Origin of the sequence: Prochlorococcus marinus, from assembly GCF_001180245.1 — a bacterium.
GTDB classification, from domain to species: domain Bacteria; phylum Cyanobacteriota; class Cyanobacteriia; order PCC-6307; family Cyanobiaceae; genus Prochlorococcus_A; species Prochlorococcus_A marinus_F.
In genome coordinates this window covers 15,590-36,474 of sequence record NZ_CVSV01000045.1, presented here as the reverse complement: position 1 = coordinate 36,474, position 20,885 = coordinate 15,590, and the positions used below count along the sequence as shown (strand labels likewise).

Sequence of the window (20,885 nt, the reverse complement as noted above, 5' to 3'; positions counted from 1 at the left end):
CCGTTTTTGCCATTTTGATCCTTAAAAACCAAATATAGACTTGATAATTTTATAAATTTGAGATCACAATACCTAAGTTGTATATTCTGAGTTTATTTCGACATACTTATTAGAAAGATCGCAACCCCAAGCTGTGCCTTTAGATTCGCCAGAATTTAGATTAATCATAATTTTTACAATATCATCTACTAAATATCTACCTTTCATTCTGGACTTAATATAGTCTGTGATTTTTTGTGGATCATATTTATTTAACTTGCCGTTTTCCAAAATCTGAGCGTTTCCTATATACAAGTCAACTTCATTTAAGTTGAATTTAACTCCAGAATTACCTGCAGCAGAAATGATTCTTCCCCAATTAGGATCACAACCATGTATCGCAGTTTTTACCAAAGCAGAATTACAAATAGATTTCGCGAGCATAATTGCATCATCAGTATTTTTTGCTCCTTGAACCATAACTTCTAATAAACAATTTGCTCCCTCTCCATCCCTTGCAATATTTTTTGCCAAGTTTTGACATACAATATCAATTCCTTTTTGAATAATTGGAAAAAACCTTTTTTCAATTTTCTCTCCTGCATTGATTCCAACAAAAGAATCATTTGTGCTTGTCTCGCCATCAACTGTTATTGCATTAAACGATTTTTTAACCGCATTAGCAATCATTTTGTCCCATTCTTCTTTTTGAATACCAGCATCACAGGTTAGAAAAGCAAGCATTGTAGCCATGTTGGGATAAATCATTCCTGAACCTTTTGCAAATCCTGCTATTTTTATTTTTCTACCTTGAATAGTCGTCTCTATTAAAACTTTTTTCAAAGTCAAATCAGTAGTTAAAATTGCTTCTGCTGCATTTTGAAAATTACTACTCTTTAAATCACTAACTAATTCCGGTAAATTTTTTATTAAATTATTTATTTGAATTGGAACACCAATTACACCAGTTGAGCACATTAAAACTTCTTCTTCTTTTATTCCTAAAAGTTCAGCAATCTTTCCTGTAGCAATTTGAAAATGTTGAATTCCAAGATTTCCTGTGCATGCATTCGCTTGACCAGAATTAATTAGTATTGCTCGTACAAAACCTGAAGTTGTTTTAATCCTTTCCTCACAAATATCCACACAAGAAGCGCGAACTATTGATTGGGTAAACATCCCACAAAAGATACTTCCTTTTGGAGCGAGTATTAGTGCTAAATCTTTTTTATTAGAGGCTTTTAATCCAGCAGATATCCCAGCAAAAAGAAACCCCTTGGGTGTTACCTTAGTGTCATCAACAAACGACCAATTGGAATCTAACTGGCTCAAACTTTTTTGTATTTTAATTTATACTAACTACTCTTTAATACTAAAGGAACTAAGTCATTAGATTATTATTAATTATATGGATATTCTTCAAAAATCAAAAAACAACCAAAGAAGAATTGGTTTAACGGGAGGTATTGCAAGTGGGAAGTCAACCATAACTAGTTACATTAGAAAAAATAAAAACATTCCAATATTAGATGCAGATCATTTATCAAGAGAATTAATCAAACCAAACACATATGGATATAAGAAAATTTGTGATTATTTTGGTAATAAAATTATTGATAATAACAACAATTCAAAAAGGGAAATTAACAGAAAACTTTTAAGGAACATTATTTTTAAACATTCAAAAAGCAAAGAATGGATTGAAAAACTGCTTCACCCCTTAATCAAAGAAAAAATGATAGAAGAATGCAATCAATATAAAAATAATCAAACTTTAATATTAGTTATTCCATTATTATTTGAAGCAAAGTTTGAAGATATTTGCACTGAAATATGGTTAGTTAAATGTCCTACAGAACTACAAAAAAAAAGACTTATCAAAAGAGATAAAATTAGTGAAAAAGAAGCATGCGAATTGATAGATTTTCAATTAAGTTTTGAAGAAAAAAGAAAATTTTCAGATATCATTTTAGATAATTCGGATGATCAAACTAAATGGATTAATATTATAAAAGAGCTTCTTTAAGCTTTAGCTATTTAATTTTTCCATAAGAAGTTTATTTGCAAGTTTCGGGTCAGCTTTACCTTTGGTTCTTTTCATAAGTTGACCAATAAAAAAACCAAGTAACTTAGTTTTGCCATTTTTAAATGCTTGAACTTCTTTTGGATGTTCATTTAAAAGTTCATCAATTATTGGTAAAATACTTGAAGAATCAGATATCATTGCCAAGCCTTTTTCTTCAACTAATTTTTTCGGAGAAATATTTTTTTGAATAAGTTCAGGTAAAATTTCTTTTGCAATTTTTCCACTAATTATATTTTTTGAAATCATGCTAATCATTTCAGCAAGGTTTTCAGGACTAAGCTTTAACTCACTAAAACTTAGTTTGTTTGATTTTAAATAGCCCACAATATCACTTGTTACCCAATTTGAAGCTAGTTTAGCCTCGGCACCATTTGCTACTGTTTCTTCAAAAAAGTTTGCCATGCTTATTTCATCAGAAATTACCCTTGCATCATATGCAGACAACCCAAATTGGCTTACATATTTATTTCTTTTCTTTGAAGGTAATTCTGGTAGTTCTTTAAACCATATTTCTTGTTGGGCTTTTGTTATTTCAATTGGACCTAAGTCAGGATCAGGAAAATATCTATAGTCACTGCTACCTTCTTTTAATCTCATACTTTTCGTTAATTGCTTAGCTTCATCCCATAACCTTGTTTCTTGGAAAATTTTTCCTCCATTTTCATAAACTTCTATTTGTCTGGCTATTTCATAATCACAAGCCTTTTGAATTGCAGAAAATGAATTCATATTTTTTATTTCCACTTTGGTGCCAAAAGGAGCATTAGGTCCTTTTCTAACTGAAATATTGACATCACAGCGTAATGAACCCTCTTGCATATTTCCGTCTGATACTCCTAAATATCTAACTGTCCTTCTAATCTCTGAAGCATATTCAGATGCCTCTTTACCTGATCTAATATCTGGTTTACTTACAATCTCACAAAGTGCTATTCCGGCACGATTGTAATCAACTAAAGAATACTTAGAGCCAGCTAATCTATCACTTCCTGAATGGACTAGTTTTCCGGCGTCTTCTTCCATATGCAGCCTTTCTATACCAATTTTTTTGATATAAGGTTCTTTATCCTTTTCAATTATTTCAACCTCTAACCAGCCATTTTCAGCTAGTGGCTCATCAAATTGTGAAATTTGATAATTTTTAGGCAGATCAGGATAAAAATATTGTTTTCTATCAAATTTACAATGTTTTGCAACGTTTAAATTTAACGCTAACGAGGTTTTTACAGCATACTCAAGAACAGTCTCATTTAAAACTGGAAGAGTTCCTGGCAACCCACAAACTACAGGATCTATATGCGTATTAGGTGCATCACCAAAAGCTGTTGACGCAGATGTGAATATTTTACTTTTCGTATTAAGCTGAACATGAGTTTCCAAACCAATCACAGCTTCCCAAGATTTCAAATTGTTCATTATCAAAAGTCTCTTTATTAATATTATTGGATATAAAGGAAAAGAGGACCAAAACACAAATAAAAATATTAATTTTTAAATGACACAAGAAACCAAAAATTCAATATTAATCATTGGCGGTGGACTTTTAGGTTTATCTATTGCTTATGAATTTTCTAAAAATAACTTCAAAGTTTTAGTTTTAAGCAAAAACAGAAATGAATCAGCTGGATTTGTTGCTGCAGGAATGTTAGCTACTCATGCCGAAGGGCTCGAAGATGAATTACTAAAATTTGGTCAAGTAAGTCAAAATCTTATTCCAAAGTGGATAAAAAGTATTGAACAAGATAGCAATATTAAATGCGGTTTAAAAAAATGTGGCATAGTAGTTCCTTTTAAAAACAAAGAAGATCTTGAAGAGTTTCCCACTTATGAATATGGAAAATATTTAAATCACAAAGATCTTCAAACAGAAATTAATGGAATTAATTCTATTTGGAAACATGGTTTACTTTTTGAACAAGATGGCCAAATAGATAACCGAAGAAGACTAATGCGTGCTCTTGAGAGAGCATGCTCCTTGCATGGAGTCGAATTTCAAGAGGGCTCAGAAGTAGAGGATTTGACATTCGAAAAAAACAAAATTACAGGTGCAACAGTTTTATGTGCCACTGGGGAAATAAAAAAAATTAGCTGCGAAAAAGCAATTATATGCAGCGGTGCATGGAGTAAAAAAATTTTTAATAAGATTCCAGTCTTTCCTGTGAAGGGACAAATGCTATCAATACAAGGTCCAACAAATTTTTTGAAAAGAGTTATTTTTGGTCCAAAAACTTATCTAGTTCCCCGTGATGATGGACTAATTGTAGTTGGAGCGACAGTTGAAAAAGACTCAAAATTTAATCAGGGTAATACTCCTAATGGAATAAAACAACTACAAGAAGGCATTCGCTCTTTATTGCCAGAAGCTATTAATTGGCCACAAATGGAACATTGGTGGGGATTTAGACCTTGCACACCAGATCTAAAACCAATAATTGGAAAATCAAAAATTGAAAATCTTTTTATAGCTACAGGACATTATAGAAATGGAGTTTTATTTTCTGCAATAACAAGTGAACTTCTTTTGAAAATAGTTCAAAATAAAAATCTCAAAGAAATAGAAAAAAACTTTTTAGAAAAATTTAGTTTAGATAGATTTGCGATTTAAATTTTAATTTTCAGATCGCCATTTCGAATCAGAAGTTTCCCACTCACATAATTCCTCTGCGTTAAACCACAGATCAATCTCAAATTTTGCTGTATCTTCTCCATCAGAACCATGAATAATATTCCTTCCAATATCAATAGCCAAATCACCTCTAATTGTTCCAGGCTCTGCTTCCAGAGGTTTTGTTGCACCTATTAGTTTTCTGGCACTCAAAATAACTCCTTCGCCTTCCCACACCATTGCTACAACAGGCCCACTTGAAATAAAGTCTACTAAATCACCAAAAAAGGGTCTTTCTCTATGTAATCCATAATGATTTTGAGCAAGTTCTTTTGAAGGAATTAATTGCTTTAAACCAACCAATTTAAATCCTTTTTTTTCAAATCTGCCAATAATCTCAGAAACATATCCTCTTTGAACTCCATCTGGTTTAATTGCAATAAAGGTTCTCTCTTTTGTCATTTAGTTAATAATCACTCTATGTATATTCAACTTTTGGGTGGTAACTTGGCAAGTAATCATTAAAATAAAAGATATTGTTTTGAGTTATTTTCAAAAACATTTATTAATCACTAAGACATAAATTGACCAATTTTGAGCCTAAAAAATTAAAGAATATTTGGACTATTGAAGATAGTATTTCGACTTATAACATAGATAAATGGGGAGATAAATATTTTTCTATAAATTCCAAAGGAAACATATCAGTCACTAAAGATATAAAATCTGAAAATAAGATTGATCTTTTTAAGCTTGTCAAAGAACTTAAGAGTAGAGAAATAAATCCTCCATTGATCATAAGATTTAATGATATCTTGAAAGATCGCATAAATGCATTACATGAATCTTTTTTAAAAGCAATAAAAACCTATAAATATAAAAATATTTATCAAGGCGTTTTTCCTGTCAAATGTAATCAACAGAAAAATGTCCTAGAAAAGATAATAGAGTTTGGTAGCCAATGGAATTTTGGTTTAGAAGTAGGAAGTAAATCAGAACTATTAATTGGCCTTGCACTTCTTGAAAACCAAAATTCATTATTAATATGCAACGGATATAAAGATAAAAAATATATTCAGATTGCTACTTTGGCCAGAAAACTCGGCAAAAATCCAATAATAGTTATTGAACAACGAGATGAGGTAAAAAGAATTATTCAAGCAGTTCAAGAACTTAACGCGACTCCATTGATAGGAATTAGAGCAAAGTTATCAAGTAAAAGTAGTGGTAGGTGGAGTAAATCTATTGGGGATAATTCCAAATTTGGCTTATCAATCCCAGAAATTATGTTGACAATAGAAGACCTAAAAGAAGCAAATCTAATCAATGAAATGAAATTACTCCATTTTCATATCGGCAGTCAAATAAGTGATATTGCTGTTATCAAAGACGCATTACAAGAAGCGAGTCAAATATATGTTGAACTTTGCAAACTAGGAGCCCCAATGCAATATATCGACGTTGGGGGAGGATTAGGGATAGATTTTGATGGGACTAAAACCTCCTCAAACACCTCTACTAATTATTCTCTTCAAAATTATGCTAACGATGTAATTGCAACTATTAAGGACTCATGTGAATTAAATAAGATCAAGCATCCGACCATAATCTCAGAAAGTGGAAGAGCAATAATTAGTCATTGTTCAGTTTTAATTTTTAATGTCTTAGGAACAAGCCATGTAAGTTCCAAGCTACAAATTTTTAATAAAACAAATCAAAAATTAATAATTTCAAATTTACTTGAAACATTCTATGAATTAAAAAAACTTAAAAATAAAAAAATAAATTTATCTCAAATAATTGAACTATGGAATGATGCAAAAAAGTTTAAAGAAGATTGCTTAGTCGCTTTTAGATTAGGATTTTTAAGTTTGGCCGAAAGAGCTTATGCCGAAGAACTTACTTGGGCTTGTGCAAAAGAAATTTCTAATAACCTGAATAATGATGAAATCAATCACCCTGATTTATCTGAAATTACAGAAACTCTTGCGTCAACTTATTATGCAAATTTATCTATCTTTAAATCTATTCCCGATAGCTGGGCAATAAATCAGATTTTTCCAATAATGCCAATACATCGGCACTTAGAGGAGCCGTTCTGCAAAGGTAACTTTGCAGATTTAACTTGTGATTCAGATGGGAAACTAAATAATTTTATTAATGATGGAAAAATTAAATCATTACTAAATTTACATAAGCCAGAGGAAGGTAAAGATTATCTAATTGGAATTTTTATGACTGGAGCTTATCAAGAAGCATTAGGAAACTTGCACAATTTATTTGGCAGTACAAACGTTGTTCATATAGACATAAATCAAGATGATTCATATAAGGTCAAAAATATTATTAAAGAGGACAGTAAATCTGAAATTTTACAATTATTAGATTACAGTTCAGCTTCTTTGGTTGAATCTATAAGAATTAATACTGAATCAGCAATTGATCAAAAAAAATTAACTATTGAAGAAGCAAGGAAATTAATGGATCAAATCGAAATTAGTCTCAGAAAAAGTAGTTATTTATCAGAATGACTATCTAATGTTTTTTGCAAGTAATTTTTAGCATAATCTAGAGCATCAGTTAACTTATCAATATCTTTAGCACCTGCTTGAGCAAAATTAGGCCTTCCTCCTCCACCTCCCGAACAAATTTTTGCAATCTCATTAATTAATTTACCTGCATGCAATCCTATTTTTACTACATCATCACCTAAAGAAACTACAAATAACAACTTTCTATTTTCTGGATTTGGTATTCCCCCAAGAATCACTATTGCTTTATTTCCCAAATAAGAAGTTAAATTGAGTGCTGCAGATTGCAAAGAATTCCCATCTAAGCCATCAATCTGATTAACTAAAATTGAAAAAGAATTTACTATTTCTGCGGATGATTTTATAGAAGAATATTTAAAAAATGCAATTTCATCTTTCATTTTTTGTATCTCTTTATTCTTATTAGTAAGCTCTGCTTGCAAATTATTAACCCTTTCAAAAAGTTGATTAGGATTTGCTTTTAACAAATCACTTAGTTGATTTACTAAAGCATTTCTATCACTGAAATAGTCTAATGCTGATTGGCCTGATAATGCTTCGATTCTTCTGACTCCAGCAGAGATTCCTTCCTCACTAATTATTTTGAAAGAACCTAATTCGGATGTCGTTTTAACATGTGTGCCACCACAAAGTTCCATTGAAACTCCTGGCACGTTAACAACGCGCACTTCATCATCATATTTTTCTCCAAACATGGCGACTGCCCCCTTTTCAAGAGCCTCACTCTTAGACATATGTTTTATTTCTAGGGCATAATTTTCTATAATCCATGAGTTAACTAAAGTCTCAATCTTAGAAATTTGATCTTTAGAGATAGGACTAGAGGAATTAAAGTCAAATCGTAATTTATTAAAAGCTACTAATGAACCTTTTTGTCCAACGCTTTCATTGACAACTGATTTAAGTGCAGATTGTAATAAGTGAGTAGCTGTATGATTTGCAGAAGCCTTAGCTCTATTAGAGGGACTAACATTAGTCTTAACTTTTTGTCCAATAGTTAATATTCCTCTTTTTATCGTTCCATAATGTAAAAAAACATTTTTCTTTCGCATAACATTATCAACCAAGACCTCTACATCTTTTGAAAATATCGTTCCAATATCACCAACTTGCCCACCAGATTCTCCATAAAAAGTTGTCTGATCAAGAACAATTAAAACTTTCTGACCTTCACTTGCTTGCTTAACTAATGTTGAATCCAGGAATATACCCTTTATTTCAGCTTCCGAAAGAAGAGAATTATAACCATTAAAAACAGTTTTGTTAAAAAGATCTATTTCTCGCTCTAATGATCCCTCTAATGTCAAATCAATATTACTTGAAGCAGCTTTAGCTCTCTCTTTTTGTGCATTCATTTCTTCTTCAAAACCCTTTACATCTACACCGATACTATTTTCTTCAGCAATTTCTACAGTAAGTTCTAGAGGAAATCCATAAGTATCATAAAGTTCAAAAGCTTTAACACCAGAAATTAATTTCTGACCTGAAGAAATTATCTCATCTAGCAATTTCTCTCCTCTTTCAAGAGTTTCCCTAAATCTTATTTCTTCAATTTTTATTTCATTCAAAATTAAATCATTATTATTTTTTAAATCAGGATAATTATTTTGCATTAGATTGATCCCGACAGTAGCAATATTAGTTAAAAATTCATTTGTTATACCTAATAATCTCCCATGTCTGACCATTCTTCTAATGAGCCTTCTTAATATATATCCCCTGCCGAGATTACTTGCTGCTACTCCATCAGAAATTAAATGAATAACAGCTCTTGTATGATCACCAATGATTTTTAAAGAAATTTTGTTTTTATCATCTGAAGAAAAATAATCAATATTTGCAATCTCACAAATTTTTTGAATGATAGGAAAAATTAAATCTGTCTCATAATTATTTTGCTTTTTTTGTAGTATTTGAGCCATCCTTTCAAGACCCATTCCTGTATCAATATTTTTAAATTTTAAATCTGTCAATTTTCCATTAGGATCACGATTATATTGCATAAAGACAAGATTATAAAATTCAATAAATCGATCTCCATCTTCTAAATCAATATTCTGCAGACCTTTTTCAGGATAAAAATCATAATAAAGTTCTGAACAAGGTCCGCATGGACCTGTTTTGCCAGATGACCAAAAATTATCTTCCTCTCCTAGTTTCACTATCCTATCTGGATGAATACCAATTTCGTCTCTCCAAATTTTTGCAGACTCTTCGTCTTCGTGAAAAACACTCACAATTATATTTTCAACAGAAAGTTGATAAATATTAGTAACTAATTCCCAGGCCCATTGAATAGCCTCTCGTTTAAAATAATCTCCAAAAGAGAAATTACCAAGCATTTCAAAAAAAGTATGGTGTCTAGCTGTAACTCCAACGTTTTCTATATCGTTTGTTCTGATACACTTTTGGCTAGATGTAGCCCTTTTTGATGGTCTTTCTTTTAAACCTAAAAAAACTGGTTTAAAAGGTAGCATTCCAGCAATTGTGAGCATAACCGTAGGGTCATCTGGAATCAAAGATGCACTTGGAATGATTTTATGTAATTTTTCACTGTAAAATTTTAAAAAAGCATTTCTTATCTCATCTCCAGTAACTATTTTTTTAATTAGTTGAGATGTCATTTATCCAGAATAAGAAGATTAAAAATTAAAGAAAAGCGTAATTTCGGTTATTTCGCAAAAATAATCACGCGAATTTATATTCTATATAACTAAAGTTAATTTATAAAGCTAATTATTCTATGATAGCCTCTGCCCAGACAAGTAATTCTAAATTGGCACAAAATAATAACAAGTTGACGGTTCAATCTCAAAACTTTGCTGATGATTCTTGTGCCATAAGATCTTTGGATTGGGATCGCAGTAGATTTGATATTGAATTTGGTTTAAGAAATGGGACTACTTACAATAGTTTTATTATTAAAGGCGAGAAACTAGCAATTATTGATACTAGTCACGCAAAGTTCGAACGATTATGGTTTGAAGAATTACTGAAAAAGGTTAATCCGCAAGAAGTTGATTATTTAATTACTAGCCATACAGAACCTGATCATTCTGGTTTAATAGGTAATCTTTTAGAATTAAACCAAAATATTACAGTAGTTGGATCAAAATTAGCGCTTAAATTTATTGAAGACCAAATACATATTCCCTTTAAACGTCTAGAGGTTAAGAGTGGCGAGTTTTTAAATCTCGGAACTAATCCTAATAGCGGTTTAGAACATAAAATTGAATTTATAAGTGCACCAAATTTACATTGGCCGGATACCATATTCTCATATGATCACAGCACAAATGTTCTCTATACATGCGATGCATTTGGACTTCATTATTGTTCTGACGAATTTTTTGACACTGATCAAAAAGAAATATACGATGATTTCCGTTTTTATTACGACTGCCTTATGGGTCCAAACGCTAGAAGCGTTATGCAGGCAATTAAAAGAATAGATAAGCTACCTGAATTAAAAACAATAGCTGTTGGTCATGGGCCTTTGCTACATAATCAGGTCAATTTCTGGAAAGGAAAATATCTAGAATGGAGTAGTAATAAAAGCAAAGGCAATGATTTTGTGTCAGTGTGCTACATAAGCGACTATGGTTATTGTGATCGACTAAGTCAAGCGATATCTCATGGAATAAGCAAAGCAGATGCTCAGGTTCAGTTAATTGATTTAAGATCTTCTGACCCGCAAGAATTAGCAAGTTTAATTTCCGAATCAAAAGCAGTAGTAATACCTACATGGCCAGTAGACTCTGATAATGAATTAAAAGAATCTCTTGGTACTTTATTCGCAGCACTAAAACCAAAACAATTTACTGCAGTTTATGATGCATTTGGTGGAAATGATGAACCAATAGATTCCTTAGCAAATAAATTAAGAGAACTTGGTCAAAAAGAAGCTTTCTCTCCCTTAAGAGTTAAAAATATTCCAGATCCCATTGTTTATCAAGAATTCGAAGAGGCTGGAACTGACTTGGGTCAATTGATCAATAAAAAGAAGAATATTGCCTCTATGAAGAGCCTTGATTCAAATTTAGATAAAGCGTTAGGCAGATTAAGTGGTGGACTATATGTAGTTACAGCGAGCCAAGGGGAAGGTTCTACATTTAGACAAAGTGCAATGGTCGCAAGTTGGGTTAGTCAAGCAAGCTTTTCTCCACCAGGTATTACAGTTGCAGTAGCAAAAGATAGAGCTATTGAATCATATATGCAAGTTGGGGAAGGTTTTGTTGTGAATATTCTGAGAGAAGATAACTATCAAAAAATGTTCAGACATTTTTTAAAAAGATTTGCCCCTGGAGCTGATAGATTTGCCGATGTAGATGTAATTAGCAACATAGCTGAAGGAGGACCAGTTCTTTCAGATTCACTCGCCTTTTTAGATTGTAAAGTCAGTTCCAGGTTAGAGACTCCAGACCATTGGATAATTTACGGAATTGTTGAAAATGGTAATGTTTCTGACTTATCATGCAAGACAGCAGTTCATCACAGAAAAGTTGCTAATCACTATTAAAAAATAAGTCTCTAAAATGTCAGATATTAATATAGGCTTACTTGCAGAAAATCAAAAATTATCAGAATTTGAAATTACCGAAAATTTTTCTTGTGTAAGATTCTTAGACCAAAATAAAGCAAGATTTGAACTTGAATTTAACCTTGAAAAAGGAACTTCATTTAATACTTTTTTCATTAGAAGTAATGAGGAACTTTTTATTATTCATCCACCTGAGAAACAATATTTAAATTCATTTAATAATGTAATTTCTAAATTTTGCGATCAATTTAAAGTAGATAAAATCAACTTCATTTCTGGTCATATTAATCCCCAAATTATTGAAACTATAAAAAATATAAGTACCCAATATCAAAACACAACTATTACTTGCTCTAATCCAGGTTATAAACTTATTAGCGAACTTTGGAATCAAAGAAATCCTACCCTAGAAAACTTTATTGAAATTCAATTACCTGAAGTAAAGATAATCAAAAAAGAACTTAATTTAGAATTAGATAACATTTCACTAGATTTAATTCCTATTCCAACAGCACGTTGGCCTGGTGGCCTGATAATTTATGAACATAATCAAGAAATACTTCTTAGTGAAAAAATTTTCTCTGCACATATTGCATCTAAAGATTGGTCTGAAACAAATCGAGTTAGTACTGAAATTGATAGAAAACATTTTTATGATTGCTTGATAGCACCAATGTCTAATCAAGTAATATCAATAACTGAAAAAATTGCAGATTATGACATTAAAACTATCGCACCCTTACATGGTCCTGCGATCGAATACAGCTTAAAAAGCTTTTTAAATGACTATATTAGATGGGGAGAGAATTTCTCAACAAATAATCCTAAGATCGCTCTGATATATGCAAGTGCTTATGGAAATACAGCCTCAATTGGTGATGCATTGGCTAAAGGGATAAATAGAACTTCTGTAGAAGTTGAAAGTATTAATTGTGAATTTACACCTAATGATGTTCTAGTAAAATCTATCCAAAATGCTGATGGATATTTAATAGGCTCACCCACATTAGGGGGTCACGCCCCAACTCCAATTGTTAGTGCACTAGGAACATTGTTAGCAGAGGGTAATAGAGATAAGCCAGTGGGAATTTTTGGCAGTTTTGGATGGAGCGGCGAAGCTATAGATTTACTTGAAACAAAATTAAAAGACGGTGGTTTTAAGTTTAGTTTTGACCCTATAAGAATTAAATTCAGTCCAAACAAACCAAAGATTAAAGAGTTAGAAGAAATAGGAACTCACTTTGGAAGAAAAATTTTAAAAAAAGCAAAGAAAAAACCCAGAAAATCGGATACTGGAATGATTACGAGCAAAACAGATCCAAAGCTGCAAGCTCTTGGAAGAGTGATTGGTTCACTTTGTGTCCTGACAGCCTCTAAAGGGAAAGATGAGAATAATATCAAAGGAGCTATGCTTGCATCTTGGGTTAGTCAAGCAAGTTTTTCTCCGCCCGGGTTGAGTATTGCAGTAGCAAAAGATAGATCGGTAGAGTCTCTACTGCAAATAGGAGATTCATTCGCTTTAAATATTCTTAGTGAAAAAGATTTTAAAGAACCTTTGAAAAGATTCACAAAGCCATTTGCACCTGGAGAAGATAGATTTGAAGGAATAAATATTGAATTAACTCCTAACGAGCAGATAATCATTCCTGAATCGCTAGCATGGTTAGATGCTTCTGTAAAAGAGAGAATGGAATGTGGAGATCATTGGGTAATTTACGCCGAAGTACTACACGGTAATATACTAAAATCAGATAGTCTAACGGCAGTTCATCACCGCAAAACAGGTGCTAACTATTAAATTTATTTATCTAATTTATGACTGAGAAAAAGAATCTAATAATAATTTCGGCTAGTTGTGGTAAAAATCTGGAACTTTCTGGAAAATTTCTTGAAAAGAGTAATGAACTTAAAATAAGTTCTGAAATTTTAGATCTTACCACTCTCGATATTCCATTATTTAATCCAAGAATTCACAGCAAAGAAAATATTCCAAATGAAATAAAAGAATTAAAAAAGAAGCTTTTCCAGATTGAAAGGTGGGTGATCTGTGCGCCTGAATATAATGGATCCATACCTCCCATTCTATCCAACTTTATAGCATGGCTTTCTATTTCTGGAGATGACTTTAGAAATTTATTTAATGGTCAACCGATTGCAATTGCAACATTTTCTGGTGGCATAGGGTTAGAACTACTGACATCATTGCGCATTCAATTAGTACATTTAGGAAGTCAAGTATTAGGGCGACAACTTTTGTCCTCATATAGTAAACCTATAGATTCAAAAACTATTGAAGATATTATTCAAAGACTTTTACAAATGAAAAAATTAAAAACATAAACATTTAAAACCTAACAAAATTTCATTTTTTTTCATTCCAAACTTTCAAAATTTCTCTTGCCATAGGCAGTGCATGAACAGATCCCCCACCAGGAGTATTTTGTGCAAAAGCAACTACTAGTAATTCACTTTTTTCAGAGGGAGTAAAACAAACAAACCAAGCGTGATCCAATCCACCTTCACCATCTTCAGCAGTTCCAGTTTTGCCTGAAACTGGAGGTAAATTTGAAACTCCATAATTAATTGATACTCCTGTGCCAGACTCAACTACTTTTCTAAGCCCACTTTTTATTAATTGAAGATTTTGTGGATCAATGTCAATTGGAATACGTTTTTTATCTGAAAGATTTTCTCCATCTTTTTTAACTAAATAAGGAGTAACTAGATATCCACCATTTGCAATTGCAGCATATGCTCTAGCTATTTGAATAGGAGTAACTTGTACAACAAATTGTCCAATAGACATACTCGCAATATCTTCTGGAACCCAAGGAGTTCTTCCTGGTTGCCCCCATCCTCTGCCTTTTTTAGCCCATTCACTACTAGCTACTAATCCTATATTTTCTTGTTCAGAAATTTCAACTCCAGATAGAGAATTAAAACCAAGCTTTCGAGAGACCTTATGAATTTCATCAACTCCTACTCCATAACCTACTTGATAAAAAAATGTATTACTCGAAACTCTTAAAGCATCTTCATAACCTATTACCCCAAAGCCTAAATCATTATGCTCTCTAAAACATTGGCTCCCATAAGTTATACATGGTTTCGTTTCTAACATGGTTTCTCTAGGGAATTTTCCACTTTCCAAGCCAGCTAAAGCAGTTACAATTTTCCAAACGCTTCCTGGATCGTAGGCATTTAATGCTCTATTAAATAACGGTTTTTCAGGAGAATTAAAAAGTTTATTATATTCTTTCTCAGGTTTAAAATCCTTTGAGAAAAAATTTAAATCAAATGTAGGTTTACTTGTCATTGCTCTTATTGCACCATCTCTTGGATCCATTACTATTATGGCTCCAGCTTTTTTATCTTGAAGAACTTCCTCCGCAACTAATTGCAATTTAAGGTCGATTGTAAGTTCAATATCATTACCTTGTAATGGAGGTCTTATACCCAATGATCTTTGAAATTTTCCTAATGAATTAACTTCAACCATTTCTCCACCCCATTCACCTCTTATAAAATCTTCGTAAACATATTCAATTCCAGTTCTACCGATTAAATCATTTAATTTATAACCTTTCTTAGATAAAAATTTATATTCTAATTGAGTAATTGGCTGAGTATAACCAATTACATGAGCAGCAAGGGATTTATAAGGATAATTTCTAATTAATTTGGTAGCTATTTCAAAACTAATTAAATTACCTTCATTCTCCTTAAATTTTATTAATTGATCTACATTTAAATCATCAAGAATAATTACTGAAAGTTTCTGATTTTTTAGACCATCAGAGTATTTTTTTTGAATTTCATTACTATCAATATTTAACAAGTTAGAAATACTTGATTTTTGTTTTTCCCAATTGCTTTTATTAACAGATTGAGGCTTTATTATCAAAGAATATTTAACTCTACTATCTGCTAAAACATAACCATTTTTGTCTAGTATTCTTCCACGTATTGGCTGTGAGGCAATAAGTCTGATCCTATTCTCATCTGACATCTTCTTGAAAGATTCATAATTTAAAAGTTGTAAAAAAATTAACCTACATAGAATCAATAAAAATGATACGGAGGAAAAAATAAGTAAGACTAAAGGTTGTCTCTTTAATGAAATAAGTTTTTTGTTAGGACTTGTTTTTATCAAAAATATAGATTTATTTAGATATTGTTTTTTCTATTGAAGCGATGGTTGATTTTATCTCATTAAGTCTATTTATTAAATCTTTATAATCACTATCTTCATTGATAGGATTAAAGTCATCGTTTTCAATATTATTGAAATTTAAATTTTCACTCATAAAACTTTTACTTTTTAAGTAAATATTTCAATTAATAGAATTCTAAATAATAAATTTATTTTTTCAAAATTTTATTTACTTAAATACTTAAAAAGATCAAAAAGAAATTAATTTAATTGTTCTATATTTTGTTCAAAATAAGGATTACAACTATTCTTTGAAATCCCTAAAGACCATCCAATAAATGAAGAAATAAATATCGTGACGATTAACGGCAAAATGGCTTGTTGAGTATTTTCTAGACTGAACCACTCCCTCCAGCTACTATAAAATCTTTCTCTTTGGAATTTTCTTTTTTCGTTTTCTAGCAATCTCGCTTTTTTGGCGAAAGATTTTGTAACCCACTTTTCGAAAGGAATCTTTTTAATAATCGTCATTTTTCTCTCCACTTCAAATAATTGTCCAGCACTAAGATATGGATGAAATGTGCTTATCAATTCAAGAGTTTTTAAAAACATCTCAACAGTTGCATCTTTTATGAGCTTTTGCTCATGACTCAAATCAGCCCACTCTATTTCTGGATAAAAACGGTTTCTGTTTGGTGAGATTTGACCCTCTGACATTTGACCAGGTTCTTTAAGCCATCTGTGAGTATTTTCATCGAATCTTCGCCAATATAAAAAAGGATTAATAAAAATTGTTTTACCAGATACCTTGACTACATCTTGTTGTAGATGATTAGTAATCTTTCTTTCAGGATTTTTCGATTTTATCAAAAGTCTAAATTAATAATCTAATTAAAGATTATCTTTTATTCACTATTTTTCCATAAATATAAAAAGTTATCCCATTAATATTAATTTATCGACAACTGCCAACGCTTCTTTAAATAATTACAGTATTCACAATTTAATGAGGGTTTGGGGAAATTATCCGAACGTAATAAATTTACTGTATCAATTATCTTATTTTCTACCCATGAAGTAGAACAATCTAATTTAATTAGATGTACGTCAAAATTTAATTGGTTATTAAAAAACTTTTGATTTTTCTTGCCATTAAAATATAAAAGATAAGCTTCTTTAGCCACTTGAAAACCGTTTTTTTTAAACAACCACTGATACATTTCTAACTGTCTTTTATAAGCTTTTGCATATTCGTATTTATTAAAAGTCTCAACCCAATCAAAATTATTTCTAGATGTTGCCTTTACATCAACGATAATAAGATCACCATTTTTTTTCTGCCAAATATCATCTACAGCTCCACCAAAGTCATAGTTGTATTCGATTGACCTATATCTTATCCCTTGAAAATTACTTCTCCAACATTCTAAATCTTTGTGCTTGAAAGGCACAGCATCAATTCCATATTCAATAAATAATGGATGCGGCTCCTGAATTTTTCTATAATAATCAAATTCATTTTTACATAAATTATCTACAGCTATATTTAAGGTAAATGGTAATGATGGCGGTTTTATTTGATATTTTTTGTCCAATACACAACATCTTGGGCAACTAATATATTTCTCAACTGTAGATCGACTTAATTTAATAATATCGTGCATTACATTTTAAATGTCATTTAAAAATTTCTTGGTTAAATAAAAACTTTCAATTTTTAAGAATTTGAAGGCTTAGTTTCACTCAATAGTAACATCTAATTTTGATCCTTAAAACCCATTGGTATCATTGAGTTTAAAGAAATATAAATTTAATGTGAAACCTCTTTTCAGGAAGTATACTTTTATTCTTTTATTAAATTGAACTCAACTTCATGCCCATAGCAATCAATCTATTTATAAGATGTGACGCACAGAATTGTTGGATTATATTGCTAAACGACATAACAAATCACTAACTAAATGGTCGCTTCAAGAGTATAAAGAACACGAGAAGAAACCATTCCATAAAAACCTAAATAAGTAGGATGGGCAGATATAAACACCAAGGTACTTAAAACTTGAAAAGCGATATATAAAATGTTTGTGAAATTTGAGAATACGCCATAAACTAATAATTATTAGTCAGGAAAATTTAACCCCTAGAAACTACTCCCACTCAATCGTTCCAGGAGGTTTGCTCGTAATATCATAAACAACTCTATTAACTGAACTTACTTCGTTTACGATTCTATTTGCAATCCTCTCCAAAATCTGAAAAGGAATTTTTGACCAATCTGCCGTCATACCATCTTCACTAGATACGCAACGTAAAACTATTGGCCATGCATAAGTCCTTTTATCTCCCATAACTCCTACAGTTTTAACAGGTAGCAATACTGCAAATGCTTGCCAAATATCATTGTAAATACCTGCTTTTTTAATTTCGTCTCTTACTATCCAATCTGCATCTCTTAAACAATCAAGTTTTTCATTATTGACCTCTCCCAAAATTCTTATAGCTAATCCTGGACCTGGGAATGGATGCCTTTTTATTATTTCATCAGGCAGACCTAAAGCAGCTCCTAATTTTCGAACTTCATCCTTAAAAAGTTTTCTTAATGGCTCAACTAATTTAAATTGTAAATCTTTTGGAAGTCCACCCACGTTATGATGACTCTTTATTTTTACAGCTATTCTTTCACCAGTCTTAGGATCAATATTAGTACCAGCACTTTCAATAACATCTGGATAAAGAGTACCTTGAGCTAAATACTGAAAAGGCCCCAATCTATTGCTTTCTTCTTCAAAAACCCTAATAAATTCTTCGCCTATAATTTTCCTTTTTTGTTCTGGATCAGTAATTCCTTTTAATTTGGCAATAAACCTTTCCCTTGCGTTTATATATTCCACTTTTATGTGAAATTTCTTATCAAAAAAATTCATTAAAAATTCTGGTTCACCTTTTCTCATGAATCCTTGGTCTATAAACATGCATGTAAGCTGATTTCCTATTGCTTTATTAAGAAGAAAAGCAAGAGTTGAGGAATCAACTCCTCCAGACAAAGCAAGCAAAACTTTTTTATTACCAACTTGCTCTCTTATCCTAGGAATAGTTTCCTCTATATAGGTTTCGGTTGTCCAATCAGCAGCACAGCAAGAAATTTTATAAACAAAATTTTTAATTACCGTCATCCCAAATTCTGAATGAATAACTTCAGGATGAAATTGTACGCCATATAATTTCTTTACATCATTTGAAATTGCTGCATGAAGTGTGTTCTCAGTATGAGCAATTTTATTAAATCCATCAGGCAGACAATTAATTGAATCGCCATGACTCATCCACATAATAGATTTATCTTCTACATCAGTAAGGAGGTCAGATTTTCGATCTATATTAATTGGCGCTCTACCATATTCAGCTTTTTTAGAGGCTGAAATAACAGATCCTCCAAGTTCTTTGACCATTAATTGCATTCCATAGCATATGCCAAGAATGGGAATTCCTAAATTAAAAATTTTTTCATCACATTTAGGAGCATTTTGTTCATAAACAGAATTTGGGCCTCCACTCAAAATGATCCCCTTTGGATTAATTTCATTAATATCCTCAATTGAAATAGAGTTACTGACTACAAGAGAAAAAACGTTCGTTTCTCTAATTCTTCTTGCGATCAATTCAGAATATTGAGATCCGAAATCTAAGATCAATATTGACGGATCTCGTTCTTTTTTTAAGAGAATTTGACTCATGTATAAAAGTTAGCTCAATTTATTTACAAAAGCATAATGAATGACAAAATTAATCTCACTTAAAATAAGAAAAATAATTATTACCATAATTTCCAGCCCACCTAATTTCTCTTTTTCTATCAAAAATGATTGATGCGATTTCCATATCCGTTTTTACATACCTATTTACATAAGCAAAAGAACGTTTTTCTATCGTATTTGATAGATTCTCAAACAATTTATCAGCTAAAGATTTATTAAATCGTTCAAGGAGTAATAATCCATCCTCAAGAGTATTTAACTCAGATAATTTAACTATTATTTCAAGTGGCAACTTTTCTTGGACAGCTAAATAAACAAGAATCTCAATTCTTGCATCAGCTAAATGATTATGCGTATGAAAAATACCACCTGCTAACTTAATTAGTTTTCCATGATAGCCAAAAAGAATTACAGTTTTAACTTTTTTTATTGCGGCATCAACTAACAATGGGCCTATCCAATTTCCAATTTTGATAATTGGTAAATCAACATTATGAGTTTTTGCCAAATTTAACCCATTTTCACCAATAACAAAAACAACTTTCCCTTTAAAATTATTTTGAATTAATTTTGCTAGATTAGCTTTAGCCTCTTCCAATTGATCAGGTGAAGCACTCGAATAAGTCTCAGCAGAAGTTCCAATAATAGATAATCCATCAACGATACCAAATGACTTATTACTTGTTCTCTCAGCTAAAAACTCTCCATTTGGAAAAATAATTTTTAATTTCAAATTAAAGCCTTCGGGTATAATATCTAATAAATTTTTATTTATAACTTCTTTTGCGAAATCAGAAATACATATCTCTGATGTTTCTTTTTTTATACCAACCCCAGGTCCTGCAATAATATTTATTGGAATTGTTTGAACAGAATTATTTAAAGGAATTTTTTCTAAAGAGGCTATTGTCCATATTTCTAAGTTTTGTGTAATATCAAGATCTAAGCCGGACTTTGCAAAGGTGATTCCTAAAGCATGCGAGTTATCTTTAAGTAAACCAACAGAATGAATCTCGATTTTTATTTCTTTTGTTTCATTAGGAATTTTTATTAGTTCATAATTATTAAATGGTAACCCTACTAGTTTTTTTAATGCTGACCTAGCAGCTCCAGCAACCCACAAAGGTAAAGAAAATCCTTTTTTCAAATCAAGTAATTGAAAAATATATAATGAGAACTAATCTAAGAATGACCTATTTCACAAAAAGTGGCCAT

The 20,885-nt window shown here is 31.2% G+C and carries 16 protein-coding genes; 6 read left to right on the top strand and 10 right to left on the bottom strand.

Annotation, left to right across the window (positions count from 1 at the left end):
• Nucleotides 1-72: 72 nt before the first annotated feature.
• Nucleotides 73-1,311, bottom strand: a complete 1,239-nt coding sequence (gene argJ, locus AMO19_RS01630) for a bifunctional glutamate N-acetyltransferase/amino-acid acetyltransferase ArgJ (protein ID WP_075507074.1) — start codon at nt 1,309-1,311, stop codon at nt 73-75.
• Between the two features lie 76 nt (nt 1,312-1,387).
• Here argJ and coaE point away from each other — a divergent pair, with 76 nt between their 5' ends.
• On the top strand, nt 1,388-2,005 hold the full coding sequence (gene coaE / locus AMO19_RS01625; protein ID WP_075507073.1) for a dephospho-CoA kinase: 618 nt from the start codon (nt 1,388-1,390) through the stop codon (nt 2,003-2,005).
• A gap of 3 nt (nt 2,006-2,008) precedes the next feature.
• Here the strand turns inward: coaE and gatB are convergent, their stop codons facing one another.
• On the bottom strand, nt 2,009-3,481 hold the full coding sequence (gatB, locus tag AMO19_RS01620) for an Asp-tRNA(Asn)/Glu-tRNA(Gln) amidotransferase subunit GatB (protein WP_075507121.1): 1,473 nt from the start codon (nt 3,479-3,481) through the stop codon (nt 2,009-2,011).
• A 79-nt stretch (nt 3,482-3,560) separates the two neighbouring features.
• Between gatB and thiO the strand changes: the two genes are divergently transcribed.
• Nucleotides 3,561-4,670: a glycine oxidase ThiO gene (thiO, locus tag AMO19_RS01615; RefSeq protein ID WP_075507072.1), complete on the top strand. Its 1,110-nt coding sequence runs from the start codon at nt 3,561-3,563 to the stop codon at nt 4,668-4,670.
• 3 nt (nt 4,671-4,673) lie between these two features.
• Here thiO and ndk read toward each other — a convergent pair whose 3' ends face one another.
• Nucleotides 4,674-5,132, bottom strand: coding sequence for a nucleoside-diphosphate kinase (gene ndk / locus AMO19_RS01610; protein WP_075507071.1), 459 nt, complete (start codon nt 5,130-5,132; stop codon nt 4,674-4,676).
• Nucleotides 5,133-5,254: 122 nt separating this feature from the next.
• Here ndk and speA point away from each other — a divergent pair, with 122 nt between their 5' ends.
• Nucleotides 5,255-7,201: a biosynthetic arginine decarboxylase gene (speA, locus tag AMO19_RS01605; protein ID WP_075507070.1), complete on the top strand. Its 1,947-nt coding sequence runs from the start codon at nt 5,255-5,257 to the stop codon at nt 7,199-7,201.
• Here speA and alaS read toward each other — a convergent pair.
• Entirely contained in the window at nt 7,186-9,846 is a 2,661-nt protein-coding gene (gene alaS / locus AMO19_RS01600; RefSeq protein WP_075507069.1) for an alanine--tRNA ligase, read from the bottom strand. The genes speA and alaS overlap by 16 nt on opposite strands.
• Before the next feature lie 119 nt (nt 9,847-9,965).
• On the opposite strand from alaS, the gene AMO19_RS01595 reads away from it, so the two are divergent.
• The 3 genes from AMO19_RS01595 to AMO19_RS01585 are packed head-to-tail and all read left to right on the top strand — an operon-like array spanning nt 9,966 to nt 14,102.
• Nucleotides 9,966-11,741, top strand: a complete 1,776-nt coding sequence (locus AMO19_RS01595; protein ID WP_075507068.1) for a diflavin flavoprotein — start codon at nt 9,966-9,968, stop codon at nt 11,739-11,741.
• 16 nt (nt 11,742-11,757) lie between these two features.
• The gene (locus AMO19_RS01590; protein ID WP_075507067.1) at nt 11,758-13,560 is read left to right on the top strand and encodes a diflavin flavoprotein; all 1,803 of its coding nucleotides are present in this window, start codon (nt 11,758-11,760) and stop codon (nt 13,558-13,560) included.
• A gap of 17 nt (nt 13,561-13,577) precedes the next feature.
• Entirely contained in the window at nt 13,578-14,102 is a 525-nt protein-coding gene (locus AMO19_RS01585) for an NAD(P)H-dependent oxidoreductase (protein ID WP_075507066.1), read from the top strand.
• A gap of 22 nt (nt 14,103-14,124) precedes the next feature.
• On the opposite strand, the gene mrdA is transcribed toward AMO19_RS01585, so the two are convergent.
• The 6 genes from mrdA to cbiD form a co-directional block, all read right to left on the bottom strand.
• The gene (gene mrdA / locus AMO19_RS01580; protein WP_075507065.1) at nt 14,125-15,915 is read right to left on the bottom strand and encodes a penicillin-binding protein 2; all 1,791 of its coding nucleotides are present in this window, start codon (nt 15,913-15,915) and stop codon (nt 14,125-14,127) included.
• A 10-nt stretch (nt 15,916-15,925) separates the two neighbouring features.
• Nucleotides 15,926-16,069, bottom strand: a complete 144-nt coding sequence (locus AMO19_RS08390) for a hypothetical protein (RefSeq protein ID WP_179850471.1) — start codon at nt 16,067-16,069, stop codon at nt 15,926-15,928.
• 107 nt (nt 16,070-16,176) lie between these two features.
• Nucleotides 16,177-16,785, bottom strand: a complete 609-nt coding sequence (locus tag AMO19_RS01575; RefSeq protein WP_075507064.1) for a hypothetical protein — start codon at nt 16,783-16,785, stop codon at nt 16,177-16,179.
• A gap of 80 nt (nt 16,786-16,865) precedes the next feature.
• Entirely contained in the window at nt 16,866-17,579 is a 714-nt protein-coding gene (locus tag AMO19_RS01570; RefSeq protein ID WP_075507063.1) for a PD-(D/E)XK nuclease family protein, read from the bottom strand.
• Nucleotides 17,580-18,062: 483 nt separating this feature from the next.
• The gene (guaA, locus tag AMO19_RS01565; RefSeq protein WP_075507062.1) at nt 18,063-19,649 is read right to left on the bottom strand and encodes a glutamine-hydrolyzing GMP synthase; all 1,587 of its coding nucleotides are present in this window, start codon (nt 19,647-19,649) and stop codon (nt 18,063-18,065) included.
• Nucleotides 19,650-19,704: 55 nt separating this feature from the next.
• Nucleotides 19,705-20,817 carry a cobalt-precorrin-5B (C(1))-methyltransferase CbiD gene (gene cbiD / locus AMO19_RS01560; protein ID WP_075507061.1) on the bottom strand — a complete coding sequence of 371 codons (1,113 nt, stop codon included), beginning with the start codon at nt 20,815-20,817 and terminating at the stop codon, nt 19,705-19,707.
• Nucleotides 20,818-20,885: the final 68 nt, after the last annotated feature.

Coding starts and splice junctions, on each gene's coding strand:
- gatB (WP_075507121.1), bottom strand. CDS start 3,481: ATGAACAATTTGAAATCTTGGGAAGCTGTGATTGGTTTGGAAACTCAT.
- AMO19_RS01585 (WP_075507066.1), top strand. CDS start 13,578: ATGACTGAGAAAAAGAATCTAATAATAATTTCGGCTAGTTGTGGTAAA.
- coaE (WP_075507073.1), top strand. CDS start 1,388: ATGGATATTCTTCAAAAATCAAAAAACAACCAAAGAAGAATTGGTTTA.
- alaS (WP_075507069.1), bottom strand. CDS start 9,846: ATGACATCTCAACTAATTAAAAAAATAGTTACTGGAGATGAGATAAGA.
- thiO (WP_075507072.1), top strand. CDS start 3,561: ATGACACAAGAAACCAAAAATTCAATATTAATCATTGGCGGTGGACTT.
- AMO19_RS01595 (WP_075507068.1), top strand. CDS start 9,966: ATGATAGCCTCTGCCCAGACAAGTAATTCTAAATTGGCACAAAATAAT.
- ndk (WP_075507071.1), bottom strand. CDS start 5,132: ATGACAAAAGAGAGAACCTTTATTGCAATTAAACCAGATGGAGTTCAA.
- AMO19_RS08390 (WP_179850471.1), bottom strand. CDS start 16,069: ATGAGTGAAAATTTAAATTTCAATAATATTGAAAACGATGACTTTAAT.
- guaA (WP_075507062.1), bottom strand. CDS start 19,649: ATGAGTCAAATTCTCTTAAAAAAAGAACGAGATCCGTCAATATTGATC.
- AMO19_RS01570 (WP_075507063.1), bottom strand. CDS start 17,579: ATGCACGATATTATTAAATTAAGTCGATCTACAGTTGAGAAATATATT.
- AMO19_RS01590 (WP_075507067.1), top strand. CDS start 11,758: ATGTCAGATATTAATATAGGCTTACTTGCAGAAAATCAAAAATTATCA.